Annotated in this window: 18 protein-coding genes; all 18 read left to right on the top strand. The window is 67.8% G+C overall.

From position 1 onward, the window contains the following. The first annotated feature begins 64 nt into the window (after nt 1-64). The 18 genes from FRZ61_RS16085 (at nt 65) to FRZ61_RS16175 (ending at nt 13,453) form a co-directional block, all read left to right on the top strand. The gene (locus tag FRZ61_RS16085; RefSeq protein ID WP_151118699.1) at nt 65-988 is read left to right on the top strand and encodes a DUF2493 domain-containing protein; all 924 of its coding nucleotides are present in this window, start codon (nt 65-67) and stop codon (nt 986-988) included. A gap of 72 nt (nt 989-1,060) precedes the next feature. Continuing rightward, entirely contained in the window at nt 1,061-1,555 is a 495-nt protein-coding gene (locus FRZ61_RS16090; RefSeq protein WP_191909053.1) for a GNAT family N-acetyltransferase, read from the top strand. A gap of 214 nt (nt 1,556-1,769) precedes the next feature. Then, on the top strand, nt 1,770-2,210 hold the full coding sequence (locus FRZ61_RS16095) for a hypothetical protein (RefSeq protein WP_151118701.1): 441 nt from the start codon (nt 1,770-1,772) through the stop codon (nt 2,208-2,210). A gap of 577 nt (nt 2,211-2,787) precedes the next feature. Then, nucleotides 2,788-3,111: a DUF736 domain-containing protein gene (locus tag FRZ61_RS16105; RefSeq protein ID WP_011315360.1), complete on the top strand. Its 324-nt coding sequence runs from the start codon at nt 2,788-2,790 to the stop codon at nt 3,109-3,111. A 208-nt stretch (nt 3,112-3,319) separates the two neighbouring features. Then, a complete protein-coding gene (locus FRZ61_RS16110; protein WP_151118702.1) occupies nt 3,320-3,571 on the top strand; it encodes a helix-turn-helix domain-containing protein in 252 nt (83 codons plus the stop codon). Between the two features lie 138 nt (nt 3,572-3,709). Next, a complete protein-coding gene (locus FRZ61_RS16115) occupies nt 3,710-3,955 on the top strand; it encodes a DNA -binding domain-containing protein (protein WP_151118703.1) in 246 nt (81 codons plus the stop codon). Between the two features lie 127 nt (nt 3,956-4,082). Next, a complete protein-coding gene (locus FRZ61_RS16120; protein ID WP_151118704.1) occupies nt 4,083-4,337 on the top strand; it encodes a transcriptional regulator domain-containing protein in 255 nt (84 codons plus the stop codon). Nucleotides 4,338-4,440: 103 nt separating this feature from the next. Next, nucleotides 4,441-4,854 (top strand): DUF2285 domain-containing protein, encoded by a 414-nt coding sequence (locus FRZ61_RS16125; RefSeq protein WP_151118705.1) that lies wholly within the window; start codon nt 4,441-4,443, stop codon nt 4,852-4,854. Between the two features lie 131 nt (nt 4,855-4,985). After that, nucleotides 4,986-5,261, top strand: coding sequence for a helix-turn-helix transcriptional regulator (locus tag FRZ61_RS16130; protein WP_151118706.1), 276 nt, complete (start codon nt 4,986-4,988; stop codon nt 5,259-5,261). Nucleotides 5,262-5,271: 10 nt separating this feature from the next. Further along, nucleotides 5,272-6,150 (top strand): replication initiator protein A, encoded by an 879-nt coding sequence (locus FRZ61_RS16135; RefSeq protein WP_151118707.1) that lies wholly within the window; start codon nt 5,272-5,274, stop codon nt 6,148-6,150. Between the two features lie 208 nt (nt 6,151-6,358). Further along, nucleotides 6,359-6,997, top strand: coding sequence for a ParA family partition ATPase (gene parA / locus FRZ61_RS16140; protein ID WP_151118708.1), 639 nt, complete (start codon nt 6,359-6,361; stop codon nt 6,995-6,997). Next, a complete protein-coding gene (locus FRZ61_RS16145; RefSeq protein WP_151118709.1) occupies nt 6,994-7,248 on the top strand; it encodes a hypothetical protein in 255 nt (84 codons plus the stop codon). The genes parA and FRZ61_RS16145 overlap by 4 nt, the downstream gene beginning before the upstream one ends. Next, the gene (locus tag FRZ61_RS16150) at nt 7,245-7,754 is read left to right on the top strand and encodes a DUF2840 domain-containing protein (protein WP_151118710.1); all 510 of its coding nucleotides are present in this window, start codon (nt 7,245-7,247) and stop codon (nt 7,752-7,754) included. The genes FRZ61_RS16145 and FRZ61_RS16150 overlap by 4 nt, the downstream gene beginning before the upstream one ends. Then, entirely contained in the window at nt 7,751-8,296 is a 546-nt protein-coding gene (locus FRZ61_RS16155) for a S26 family signal peptidase (RefSeq protein WP_151118711.1), read from the top strand. The genes FRZ61_RS16150 and FRZ61_RS16155 overlap by 4 nt, the downstream gene beginning before the upstream one ends. A gap of 45 nt (nt 8,297-8,341) precedes the next feature. Beyond that, nucleotides 8,342-8,677 (top strand): DUF736 domain-containing protein, encoded by a 336-nt coding sequence (locus FRZ61_RS16160; RefSeq protein ID WP_151118712.1) that lies wholly within the window; start codon nt 8,342-8,344, stop codon nt 8,675-8,677. A 4-nt stretch (nt 8,678-8,681) separates the two neighbouring features. Then, nucleotides 8,682-9,455, top strand: coding sequence for a lytic transglycosylase domain-containing protein (locus FRZ61_RS16165; protein ID WP_151118713.1), 774 nt, complete (start codon nt 8,682-8,684; stop codon nt 9,453-9,455). A gap of 244 nt (nt 9,456-9,699) precedes the next feature. Next, nucleotides 9,700-11,439 (top strand): relaxase/mobilization nuclease domain-containing protein, encoded by a 1,740-nt coding sequence (locus FRZ61_RS16170; RefSeq protein WP_151118714.1) that lies wholly within the window; start codon nt 9,700-9,702, stop codon nt 11,437-11,439. Further along, nucleotides 11,366-13,453: a conjugal transfer protein TraG gene (locus FRZ61_RS16175; protein WP_456077632.1), complete on the top strand. Its 2,088-nt coding sequence runs from the start codon at nt 11,366-11,368 to the stop codon at nt 13,451-13,453. The genes FRZ61_RS16170 and FRZ61_RS16175 overlap by 74 nt, the downstream gene beginning before the upstream one ends. The last annotated feature ends 1 nt before the right edge of the window (nt 13,454 follow it).

Consider the following 13,454-nt stretch of genomic DNA (forward strand, 5'->3'; position numbering starts at 1 on the left):
CCCGCCGTCTTCCGTCGCCATGAAGGCCGCGAGGGTCGCGGCCAATCCAGCGACGGAGCATCCCATGACCAGCGACGACGACTTCGAGCCCCACCACAGCGCGTCTGCGACCGACCACGTCCTCACCGAGCTTCAGCTCTACGGCTTCCGCCCCTTCCAGGACGAACCCGACCCGCGCCCGCTTCCCGAAGGCAATGCCGTTGCCGGGGCCATCGCCGACATCTTCGACGCCCTCATCGCCACCCTCGGCGACACCCGCCTCGAGCCCGATCTCGAGGACCTGCTCTGGTCGACCGTGAACCTCTTCCACCGTGCCGCCGACCGCGTCGCGCGCGAGCTCGACGACAACGAGCAGGCGCAGCGCCGCAGCCAGCGCGAGCAAGACGGCACCGAGGTCAAGTCCGTCGAGCTGGAGCGGCTCATCGCCGAGGGCCAGACGCTCATCGAGCGCCGCGACGCCTTCGAGCTGATGCGCGACCAGGCCTGCCATCACTTCGAGCGCCACACCGGCTCGGCCTGGCGGCCGCGCAACGGCTCGCTCGTCAACCACCGCGCCATGACCGCGGCGATGATCGACAGCCGCGACTTCCTCGCCGCGAAGAAGCGCGCCGAGACTGAAATGCTGCTGCCGCCGGGCCCGAAAATCGCGCTCAGCGGCGGGCTCGACTTCAACGATCATCGCCTGATCTGGGCCAAGCTCGACCAGGTGCACGCCAGGCACCCCGACATGGTGCTCATGCACGGCGGCTCGCCGAAGGGTGCCGAGCGCATCGCCGCACGATGGGCCGATCACCGCAACGTGCCGCAGATCGCCTTCAAGCCGAACTGGACGAAGCACGCCAAGGCCGCGCCATTCAAGCGCAACGATGCCATGCTGGACGTGCCGCCGATCGGCGTCATGATCTTCCCCGGCACGGGCATCCAGGAAAACCTCGCCGACAAGGCGAAGAAGCTCGGCATCCCGGTCTGGCGGTTCGGCGGCGCGTGAGCGCCGCCAGTCAAGTAACTTGCACCGTCGACTCTCTGCCAAATGGCATCGGGCAGAGTTATGAGAGGAAGCATGCAACCGCACTACGAACTTCGGCCTGTCGATGTGAGCGATCTGCCGTTGCTGGCCAAGTGGTCGTCAAGACCTCACGTGGCGCGTTGGTTTGGTGGCGCCGGCCCAGACGCCGACGAATTGAACGACACCCGCATAGCCATGTGGATCGCTATGCTTGGATCCCAGCCCTTTGCTTATATTCATGACTACGATGTCCACGCATGGTCACCTCACCACTTCGATTTCCTGCCTCCCGGCTCACGTGGCATCGACATGTATATCGGCGACCCCGAACTGGTTGGTCTAGGTCATGGCTCGCGACTGCTGCGCCAGCACTCAGATGTTCTCATGAGCCGTGGCGCACCGGCGCTTGGAATAGACCCACATCCCGACAATCATGCCGCCATTCGGGCGAACGAGAAGGCAGGCTTCACCGTTGTCAGCGGGCCGACCGAGACGCAGTGGGGCCGGGTTCTCCTGATGACGCGGAACTCGAACAGGCCCCATATGTGATTCCTTCGGTCGAACCCGCCAATAGGCGCTAGGACGCTATCCTTCGCGAGATCAACCATAGCGTTCGTTGGCTCAACGCGTGCGGCAGCCAGACCGCAGAGCTTACGGCGCGATCCCGCTCGCAGAGACGCCCTATTTCGCCTACACTATCAATGTGCCGTGGTGGTGGTGGAAGGCGCGACCGTCAGATCCTTGTCTCTCGGAGGCCGCCACCATGATTGTCGTCAGTATTCTCGCCAGCTTAGCCGCCATCGGCGTCATCTGCTGTCTCTTGTTCTACCTTGCCGTCTATGCGCTGCCGCTGTTCGCGGGCGTCACGGCAGGCGTCTGGGCGTATGGCACAGGTGCCGGCTGGCTCGGCGGAATCGCCGTTGGGGCTGTCGCCGGCCTCGCAACCCTTCTGGCCGGACATCTCCTGCTCGCATTCGTCAGGCCGCTCTGGCTGCGGCTCATGATTGCTGCCGCCTTTGTCGCACCGGCGGCCATCGCCGGCTATCACGCGACACATGGCATCGTGAAGCACACGATGCCCTCCGAAACCTGGCAGGTCGTCTTCTCGCTGGTCGGAGCCGTCGTCGTCGGCATCACCACCTTCGCGCGGCTGGCGACGCTGGCCCCGCCCCGTGGGACCGGCCAAGGCGTGGCGCGCGCCTGAGGCCGTTCCGGCTACCGGCATGACGACATCACGCCGCCTGCGATCTCCTCCTCGCCTGTTGGCAATCTGAGGTGTGGATGAGCGCCGGGTCGCGCTGACCCATCGGTCGCGGACCGCGTTGGAACGCGGTGTTGGCCCGCGTGACAGATCTCCATGCCCTCGAAGGCAGCGGGCTGGTCGCACGCCTGTCCCTGCTCATCGGGAGCCTTGATGCGGCCGGTCGCCTCGACGCGGGATGAGCGCCGTGCACCGACCCCGCCGTCCCCCTCGGTTGCACGATGGAGGCGCCAGGTTCTCCTTGATCGTCTCTGCCTGATCGAGCGCTCCATGCGGCCTCTTTGATGGGCTGATCTGGCCGCAGGCCGGCTTCGCCTCGATCGCCTATGCCGCAATGGCGCCGGTCGACTTTCTTCCCCTGGGCTGCGCCCATTCCTCGCGAAACAAGAAAGTCTCCCGGCCGCCATCCTCCGCTGCGCTCCGGCCTGCGAGCAGGTGCGGCGTCGATCGCCCGCGGCCTGCCGATCGCCATCGAGGCCGCAATGGTGCGGGCTCGAAGCAGACATCGAGGAGAACCACCATGGCGACCATCGGCACCTTCAAGAAGTCCGGCAACGAGTTCGTCGGCCAGATCGTCACCCTCAGCGTCCAAGCCAAGAACGTCCGTATCGTCCCCGAAGCCAACCGCTCCGGCGAGAACGCCCCCAGCCACCGCGTCTTCGCGGGCCGCGTCGAGATCGGCGCCGCCTGGGCCAAGCGCTCCAACGAGGGCCGCGACTATCTGGGCCTCAAGCTCGACGATCCGAGCTTCACCGCCCCGATCTACGCCAACCTCTTCGACGACGAGGACGGCGACGGCTACAGCCTGATCTGGTCCCGCCCGAACCGCCGCAACGGCGAGTGAGGCGCGAGCCCCAGGCCCCGCCCGGAATGCCCGGGCGGGGCCTGTCCCGCCGACTGCGGCCGGCTCGGCAAAGCGACCGAATCGGTTCGGCGCGATTTGCCCAACTTCCCGTCCTTGGCCGCCATTTTCCCTCGCCTCGCCGACCAAGAGCGACTATTTTAGTCGTAGTTCTGGCACGCTCGATCGACCCGGTGGGAGGTGATCATGCATGATCACCGCCCGACAATCGCGGGCCGCTCGCGCGCTGCTGGGATGGACGCAGGAGACGCTCGCCGACAAGGCCCTGGTATCGCTGACGGCGCTGAAGCGCCTGGAGTCGGGCCATCGCGCCATTTACGAGTCGACGGAAGATCAGGTCCGTCGCACGCTGGAGGCCAACGGCATCGTCTTCCTGTCGTCAGACCAGGGCGAAGGAGTGATGCTTGTCCGCGCGAAGGCCGAGACCCGCAAGAACCGATGATCCCGCGGGGCGCCGCGGGCATCGATCCTTCGTGCCGACGCGTCGCCTTGCGCTCAGCGCCCCAGGGCGTAGCGTCAACAGCTCGTCGACGCGCGCCAGCGTCGGCCCGCGGGGTTCAGTTTGACACACGATCCGTTCATGGACGAACCGCCGCAGAGCGCCGTTCTGACCAGCTACGACCGCGCGCACATGAAGCTCTATCTGCGCCTGCTCGACGCCGAGACGGACGGTGCTGATTGGCGCGAGGCGGTAGAGCTGCTCTTCGGGATCGATCCCACGAAGGAACCGGAGCGCGCCAGCCGCGTGCATCGCAGTCATCTGGCGCGCGCCCGCTGGATGACCGAGCAGGGCTACCGGCAGCTCGCCCGTGAGACGGACAAGTGATGCCCATACGTGATGCCGTGACGGCATCGCGTGTTGCACAAAACGGGACTTCTCCAAGCTCGATCAACCCGTAATCGTATCTCCTCCTTCGCACGCGCCCGGCCCGCGGGTCGGGGGAGGAAACAGAATGGGGCCCGACACATCGCGCTGGCGCTCGTCCGACACCTACGACTACCTGGATCAGCTCGTCGCGCCTGACCTTGCCTGGGAATACCTGAGGCGCAACGCCGTCTATCAACGGGATTTTGCCGAAAGCACGCGCTCCCCCGACGCGACCGAGCGCCTTGCCGCGACGATCCAGCGGCGCTGGGGGCTCCGCTTTCGCGATCGATCCCACGCTCGATGCGACCGCAGCGACCGTATTCTGGGCGCCAGACATTGACCCGGGCACGGTTATTCTCACGACCGTTCCTGCCGCATCGACCGTCGAGAGCACCGTCCTTCCCGAACTCGATCCGCATACTGGCCGCGCTGGTTCCGATGGAATGAGCATTGTCCATGGCCGCGGGTCGAGGACCGTGCGGCTCCTGATCCTGTCCGATGCTTCGCCGGCGAACCCGCTCGTAGCCCTGGTTTCACTGGGAGCCGACGGGCTTGACCGGATCGAGGCGGTCACGCGCCTCTGGCGGGCCATCAACGGCCGGCGCGTCCCGGCCGACGCGAGGCTAACGAGCCAGCAGCGACGACGGCTCCGCCGCATGCTTCAGGCCGTCGACGGGCGCCACGAAGGCGCGAGCTATCGCGAGATCGCCGAGGCGATCTTCGGGGCCGCGCGCGTTGCCGATTCCCCCTGGAAAACCTCCGCGCTTCGCGACGCGACGATCGACCTCGTGAAGGACGGCCTCGCGCTGATCGCCGGGGGCTATCGCTCCCTCCTGCGCCGCCGCCGCCGCCCATAGCTCGGGCCGCCGCGGGGGTGCGATTTTGGCATCCGCATCTTCGCCATCCCCCAACCTCCTGCCCCTCCGCCACCGTGGCCGCCAAGCGCCGGATCTGGCCGGCGACCTGAACGAACGCCCGGAGGTGCGACATGACCAATCTCGCCGGCTTTCCGCCGCGCTTCTTGCGGACGCCGGAGGCCGCCGACTTCCTCGGCCTCTCCAGCCGGACACTGGAGAAGCATCGCACCTACGGAACCGGGCCGGCCTACCGGAAGCTCGGCGGCCGCGTCGTCTATGCCCTCGACGATCTCAAGGCCTGGGCCGACCGCGGCGCGGTCACCTCGACGTCCGACCCGCGCGGCTCCGTGCTGCCGGCGAAGCGCCACGGCCCCGCCCCGATGCAGGCTGGCCGGGACCGCCGTTGAGGTACCGGCCATGTCCCCGGCGCGACGCAATGGCGAGCGCGAGCAGCTCGATCTCTTCCGGGCGCTGCCGGGCGACCTCGCGCCGCGCGACGCGCAGGACCTCATGGCCTATCCCTTCTTCTCGCTCGCCAAGTCGAAGCGGCTGACGCCTATCGACTTCAAGGCCGGCATGATCGTCATCCGCGTCGAAGCGGTCCCGGAGCACGGCATGGCGACCATCTGGGACGCCGACGTGCTGATCTGGGCGGCCTCGCAGATCGTCGAGGCGCGCGATCTAGGCCTGCGGCCGTCACGCCTGATGGCGGCGACGCCCTACGAGATCCTCTCCTTCATCGGCCGCGGCGTGAGCGTGCGCGACTATGACCGGCTGAAAGCCGCTCTCGACCGCTTGCAGTCGACCACCGTGGCGACGTCGATCCGCCAGCCGACCGAGCGGCGGATGCATCGCTTCTCCTGGATCAACGAATGGAAAGAGCGAGCGGACGCGCATGGCCGTCCGCTCGGCCTCGAGCTGATCGTGCCGGACTGGTTTTACGCCGCCGTCCTCGACGACGCGCTGGTGCTGACCATCGACCGCGCCTACTTCCGCCTGACCGGCGGTCTCGAGCGCTGGCTCTACCGCCTGGTGCGCAAGCATGGTGGCCGCCAGCCGTCCGGCTGGAGCTTCGACATCGCGTATCTCCACGCAAAGTCCGGCAGCCTCTCGCCGCTCAAGCACTTCGCCTACGACCTGCGTGAGATCGTCCGCCAGCAGACGCTGCCCGGCTACCGGCTGACCATCGAGCAGCCGCCAGACGCCCCCGAACGCCTCGCCTTCGCTCCAATCGATCCCACCGCCCTCGCTTCGCCAAGGAAGCGCACGGCCTCTCGCGCTGGGGACAAGCTGTGAATCGCCTCGTGCTATCAGGGACCCGGCCTGTCGTGCCATCGGGGACCCGATCCTCGTGCTATCGGGGACCGGAATCGTCGAATCCGTTCGACGATTCAGGGTGCTGTGGCAGCCGTAACTCTTCTAACCAGGATTCCTTCGGAATCTTTCTAACGGCCGCTCCGAAATCCACACCTGTGCATGAGCGCCGCCGAGAGCGGGGCACGCCATGATCGTCGCGCTGCTCAACCAGAAGGGCGGCGTCGGCAAGACGACGCTCGCTCTACATCTCGCCGGCGAGTGGGCGCGGCGTGGCCAGCGCGTCACCGTCATCGACGCCGACCCGCAAGGCTCCGCCCTCGACTGGTCGCAGCAGCGCGCACGCGAAAGCCTTCCCCGCCTGTTCGGTGTGATCGGCCTGGCGCGCGACACGCTTCATCGAGAAGCGCCCGAACTCGCGCGGAATGTTCATCACATTGTCATCGACGGCCCGCCGCGCGTCGCCGGGCTGATGCGCTCGGCGCTGCTGGCGGCCGACATCGTCCTGATCCCGGTGCAGCCGTCGCCCTTCGACGGCTGGGGATCGGCCGAGATGCTCACGCTGCTGAGCGAGGCGCGCATCTATCGCCCCCAGCTCGTCGCCCGCTTCGTCCTCAATCGATGTGCCGCGCGCACCGTCATCGCGCGCGAGACCGCGCTCACGCTCGCCGATCACGATCCGCCCTTGCTGGCCTCCCGGATCGGTCAGCGCGTCGCCTTTGCGGAGGCCGCGCAGTCCGGCCGCCTCGTCTGGGAAGCACACACGGAAAGTCCGGCGGCGCGCGAGATCACCGCTCTTGCGGCCGAAGTCGGGAGGCTCGCGCGATGACGCAGCGCTCTTCCAAACGCGCCTTCATCGCACGGCCGGCCGATCCTGAACGCTGGATCAAGTCGCCGGAGCAGCGCTCCGGCGGCAACGGTGACGCCGCCGCATTCACCGCGCGGCTGACGATCGACATCACGCCAGCGCTGCGCGGCCGCATCAAGATCGTCGCGTTTCAGCGCGGCCTGACCGTCGCGGACATGCTGCGCGACCTGCTCGCCCGCGAATTCCCTCCAGCCGAAGGAGACCAGCCATGAACGGTGCGCCCCACCTGCGCCTCGTGCCGCCGGCGCTGCCCGCCGACGGCCTGACGCGTGTCGAGCTGACCTGGATCGAGAAGAAGGTCGAATACTGGATCCGCTTCGGCAAGGAGAAGGAGGAGCAGATCCTCGACCGGCGCCGCCGCGTGCTCGCCTTCGCGCCCAACAGCGTCTTCGCCTTCGTGCGCTGGGCCTCCAATGACCACGGCACCATCCTCTCGCGCATCGACATTGTGCGCGCGATCATGCCGGGCGAGCGCTATTCCACGCTCCCCTTCGTGCGGCCCGGCGGCGACATCCTCCTCAAGATGGAGGGCTGGCCGAAGGTCGAGCGCGTGCTTCAGATCATCGATGCGATCGAGGCCATCGGCATCGATCCGAGCGAGGTGTCGCCGCATCACTGGCGCCATGTCCACAACCGCCTGACCGCCGGCCAGGAGCCGCGCCGCTACACCGTCGAGCAGCATCGGGCGATCCTTCTGCGCCGGCGCGTCGAGCCGTGACGCGCTTCGGTTATGTCATGACGACGTACTTCACCGTGATGGCGGTTGGCGTCCTTTCGTTCCTCCCGGTGGCGCCGAAGCTCATTTGGAATGCATCGGCCAGCGTGCCGCTCGGCTTCTATTCCATCGCGCCGGCGCGACACCTCGAAGTCACCGACCTCGTCGCCGTCGCGACACCCGAACCGCTCGCCTCCTTCATGGCCGAGCGCCACTATCTGCCGCGCGGCGTGCCGTTGATGAAGCGCATCGCCGCCCTTCCGGGCCAACGCGTTTGTCGTCACGGCGCGCATGTCACGATCGACGGCATCGAAATGGGCGAGGCGCTGGCGCGCGATCGCGCCGGCCGCAGCCTGCCGTCCTGGCAGGGCTGCCGCCGCCTCGCCGACGGGGAAGTTTTCCTCATGAACTGGGCCGCGCCCGACAGCATGGACGGCCGCTACTTCGGCCCGCTCTCCACGAACACGATCATCGGCCGCGCTATCCCACTGTGGACCGATGAGGACGGCGACGGCCGCTTCCAATGGCACGCCGCAACGCGGTGACGGCGCACCAAGCACATCCACTTCACCGCACATAGGGAGCTTCCAATGCCACAGATCGGAGAGTTCGCCCGCACCAAGAACGGCTATGCCGGGCACGTCCGCACGCTCACGCTGAACGGCGAGATCGTGCTCATTCCGGCCGAACATTCCGACGCCGAGAACGCGCCGGATTACCGCGTCCATCTCGGCGACAGCAACGGGCCTGAGATCGGCGCCGGCTGGAAGCGCACGGGCGAGAAGGCCGGCGACTACGTCTCCGTCCAGATCGACGACCCGGCGCTCAGCCAGCCGATCCGCGCCAACCTGTTCCAGTCGGGCGACGCGAAGTCCGTCTGGGGCCTGCACTGGAACCGTCCCCAGAAGCGGCCGGAGCGGGACTGAGGCGATGCCCATCCGCTCGACATCGCGGAGACGGAATGAGACCGCCGGGTGGGGCTCGCCCGCCTGGCGTCTTCCCGCCCTTCTCCTTTCCGGCCTGCTAACAGTCGGGCCGGTCACCGGCGCTGCGCTTGCGCAGAGCGTGCCTGACGCACGTGCTCCGAGCAGTCACACGATCGCCGATTACATCGCCGAAGCCGCGTGGCGCTTCGGCGTTCCCGCCGCATGGATACGGGTCGTCATGGACGCAGAAAGTGCCGGCGATGCACGCGCCGTCTCGCGCAAAGGCGCGATGGGCCTGATGCAGATCATGCCGGACACGTGGTCGGAGCTGAGCGCCCGTTACGGTCTCGGCCGCGATCCGTTCGATCCGCGCGACAACATCCTGGCTGGCGCGGCGTACCTGCGCGAGATGCACGACCGCTACGGATCGCCGGGTTTCCTCGCGGCCTACAACGCCGGCCCGCAGCGGTATGACGAATACCTTGCGGGCGTGCGCGCATTGCCGGCGGAAACGCGCGCCTATGTCGCGATGCTGGCGCCCCTTGTCGGCGGCGAACCGCTCGAGCGCGTGACCGCGATTGCGCCCGATCCGCTCGCCTGGACGCGCTCGCCCTTGTTCGTCGTGCGCGCCAACCACGGTGCGAATGCAGGACCATCGCAAGACCAGCGCGCGCCCGGTGACAACGCGACGGCAGCACGAGCGCGTGACGCCGGAGCGCTCTCACCGCGCTCCTCCAGCCTTTTCGTCGCGCAAGCGAGTCCGGATCCGCAGCAATGACGCGCTCGTTGCCCAATCGCGATGTAGCGAACCCCGGCGCGCAAGAGCGTGTGGTGAGGCGGGAGGGCGCAACCCCGACCGCACGATGGCAGGATAAAGGGGCGCGAGGTGCGCGCCAGGACGGTCGTGCTTTTTCAATAGCTTGCATGCCGAAACCGCGAGGTGCGCAGTCCCGGCGCAGCCTGCGCCTTCGGCACTTCTGCAATGAATTCCGTCGCTTGGCGCGATGTGCGGGGCTGCGCTCATGAGCGCCGAGGACGATTTCCGCATCCGCCCTGGCCGCATCCGCTCCACGCGCGTGCAGCGGGCGCGGCCCTTCATCGCCCAGGCGCTCGCCGCCGCGCAGCGCGCCGGCGGCTCCGTCTCCCGCAAGGGGACGATCGGGCCCGGCCATCGCTCGCGCTTCGGCCGCGGCCAGCGCGCCTCGGTGCAGGCGAACCGCCTCATCACCGCGCGCTCGCGCGGCGCCGTCGTGAAGGCGCGTGTCGTCCGCCACAGCGCGCGCGGCGCGCCGCTCGCGACCCATCTCGGCTATCTGCGGCGCGAGGGCGTCACCCGGGACGGAGAGAAGGCGCGGCTCTTCGGACCGGGCACCGACGAGGCCGATCCGAAGGCTTTCGCGGAGCGCTGCGCCGACGACCGTCACCATTTCCGCTTCATCGTGTCGCCGGACGACGCGATCGAGATGGCGGACCTCAAGCGATTCACCCGCGAGCTGGTCGGCCAGATGGAGAAGGATCTCGGGACGAGGCTCGACTGGGTGGCGGTCGATCACTGGAACACCGAGCATCCGCATGTCCACCTGATCGTGCGCGGCGTTCGTGACGACGGCGAGAACCTCGTCATCGCGCGCGACTACATCAAGGAAGGCATGCGCGACCGCGCGCGCGACCTGATCACCCAGGAGCTCGGCCCGCGCACCGATCATGACATCCGCACCACGCTGGAACGCCAGATCGCGGCCGAACGCTGGACGAACCTCGACCGCCAGCTTGCGCGCGACGCCCATCCGACGGGCATCATCGATCTCGCGCCGCATGCCGGCCGCCGGCCCGACGAATTCCATGCGCTGAAGGTCGGACGCCTGCGCAAGCTGGAGGGTCTCGGTCTCGCCGAGCAGATCGGGCCGGGCCAATGGGTCATCTCTGAGTCTGCCGAGAAGCGCCTGCGCGAGCTCGGCGAGCGCGGCGATATCATCAAGCGGATCCATCACGGCCTCGCCGAGCGCGGTATCGAACGCGGGCCTTCGAGCTACGTGCTGGCCGGCGAAAGCCTGGACGAGCCGATCGTCGGCCGCTTGCTGGCGCGCGGGCTCGACGACGAGTTGAAGGGCACCGCCTACGCCGTCGTCGACGGCGTCGACGGCCGCACCCATCACATCAGGCTCGCCGATCTCAACGCCGCCGGAGACTCCGCCCCGGGCTCGATCGTCGAGCTGCGCAAGTTCGACGACGCCCAGGGCCGCCGGCGCGTCGCGCTCGCCGTCCGCTCGGACCTTCCGCTCGAGCAGCAGATCACGGCGAACGGCGCCACCTGGCTCGACCGCCAGGCCATCGCGCGCGAGCCGGTCCCGCTCGGCGGCGGCGGCTTCGGCGCCGAGGTCCGCGACGCCCTCGACCGCCGCGCCGAGCATCTGATCGCTCAGGGCCTGGCTGAGCGGCAAAACCGCGGCGTCAGCTTTAGCCGCAACCTGATCGAGACGCTGCGGCGCCGCGAGCTCGACGCGCTGAGGCAGCGCCTCGAGGCCGAGACCGGCCAGACGGCCGTCAAGTCCACCGCCGGCGAATACGTCGCGGGCACCTATCGCCGCCGCTTCGATCTCGCTTCCGGCCGGTTCGCGATGCTCGACGATGGTCTCGGCTTCCAACTCGTGCCCTGGTCGCCGTCCCTCGAACAGCATCTCGGCCGCCATGTCTCCGGCGTCGCGCGCGGCGACGGCGGGATCGACTGGAGCTTCGGCCGCAAGAGGGGGATCGGCCTGTGACCAAACCGTTTTCGAAGGAGCCGAAGTCATGACCGGAACCAGGATTCTCTGGGGCCAGATTCTGGTCGTCGCGCTGATCATCCTCGCGACGACCTGGGGCGCGACGGAATGGACGGCATGGCGATTGGGCTTCCAGGCACAGCTCGGCGCGCCCTGGTTCATCCTGTTCGGCTGGCCGGTCTACTATCCCCCGTCCTTCTATGCGTGGTGGTTCTTCTACGACGCCTATGCCCCGGCGATCTTCGTGGAGGGCGCCTATATCGCGGCGTCGGGCGGGTTCATGGCGATCGCCGCCGCGATTGCCATGTCGGTGTGGCGTGCCCGCGAGGCGAAGTACGTCGACACCTATGGCTCGGCGCGATGGGCCCGGCTCGATGAAGTGAAGGCGGCCGGCCTCCTCGGCCCCGACGGCGTCGTGCTCGGCAAGCTCGGCCGCGACTACCTCCGGCACGACGGACCCGAGCACGTCCTTTGCTTTGCCCCGACCCGAAGCGGCAAAGGCGTGGGCTTGGTCATTCCGTCCCTGCTCACGTGGCCCGGCAGCGCCATCGTCCACGATATCAAGGGCGAGAACTGGCAGCTCACCTCCGGCTTCCGCGCGCGGCACGGCCGCGTGCTGCTGTTCGATCCGACCAACGCGAGGTCGTCGGCCTACAACCCGCTGCTCGAAGTCCGGCGCGGCGAATGGGAAGTCCGCGACGTCCAGAACATCGCCGACATCCTGGTCGACCCCGAAGGCTCGCTCGAGAAGAGGAATCATTGGGAGAAGACCTCCCATGCGCTGCTGGTCGGCGCGATCCTTCACGTGCTCTACGCGGAGGAGGACAAGACGCTCGCAGGCGTCGCCTCCTTCCTCTCCGATCCGCGCCGCCCGATCGAATCGACGCTCGCGGCGATGATGAAGACGCCGCATCTTGGAGAGGCCGGACCGCATCCGGTCATCGCGAGCGCGGCGCGCGAGCTCCTCAACAAGTCGGACAACGAACGAAGCGGCGTCCTGAGCACCGCGATGTCGTTCCTCGGCCTCTACCGCGACCCCGTCGTCGCGGCCGTCACGCGCCGCTGCGACTGGCGGATCACCGACATCGTCGGCGGCGCGCGGCCGACCACGCTCTACCTCGTCGTGCCGCCGTCTGACATCGCCCGCACCAAGCCGCTGATCCGGCTGATCCTCAACCAGATCGGCCGGCGCCTGACGGAAGATCTCCATGCGAAGGCCCGGCGACACCGATTGCTTCTCATGCTCGATGAGTTCCCCGCGCTCGGCCGCCTCGACTTCTTCGAGAGCGCGCTGGCCTTCATGGCGGGCTATGGGTTGAAGTCGTTCCTGATCGCGCAAAGCCTCAACCAGATCGAGAAGGCCTACGGACCGAACAATTCGATCCTCGACAATTGCCATGTTCGAGTGAGCTTCGCGACCAACGACGAGCGCACGGCCAAACGGGTCAGCGATGCGCTCGGCACTGCGACCGAGCTGCGCGCCATGCGCAACTATGCCGGCCATCGCCTGAGCCCATGGCTCGGCCACTTGATGGTCTCGCGTTCGGAGACGGCGCGCCCGCTGCTCACGCCGGGCGAGATCATGCAGCTTCCGCCCGCCGACGAGATCGTGATGGTCGCCGGCACGCCGCCCATCCGCGCCAAGAAGGCCCGCTACTTCGAGGACCGGAGATTACAGGCGCGCATCTTGCCGCCGCCGGTCCTGGCAAAGACAGATCACCAGCAACTGGACGATTGGACGGGCAGGCCCTTGCCGCCGCGGCCCGTGCAGGAGCAGCAGGCGCCATCCGGCATGATGGACAACGAAGACCCGACTGGCTCCGAGAAGCGCCGTCAGCCGGAGCTCGACCGCGTGACCCCGATCGAGAAGAAGCCGCCGATCGGCAACGAGTTCGAGATCGATCCCAATGATGACGAGCCGGACGATGCCGCGCGGCTGAGCCGCATGAACCGGCTCGTGCAGAGCCTCGCGCGGCAGGTCTCGCTCGATCCCAACGACGGCATGGAGCTGTAGG

This window comes from Hypericibacter adhaerens (assembly GCF_008728835.1).
Taxonomy (GTDB): Bacteria; Pseudomonadota; Alphaproteobacteria; order Dongiales; family Dongiaceae; genus Hypericibacter; species Hypericibacter adhaerens.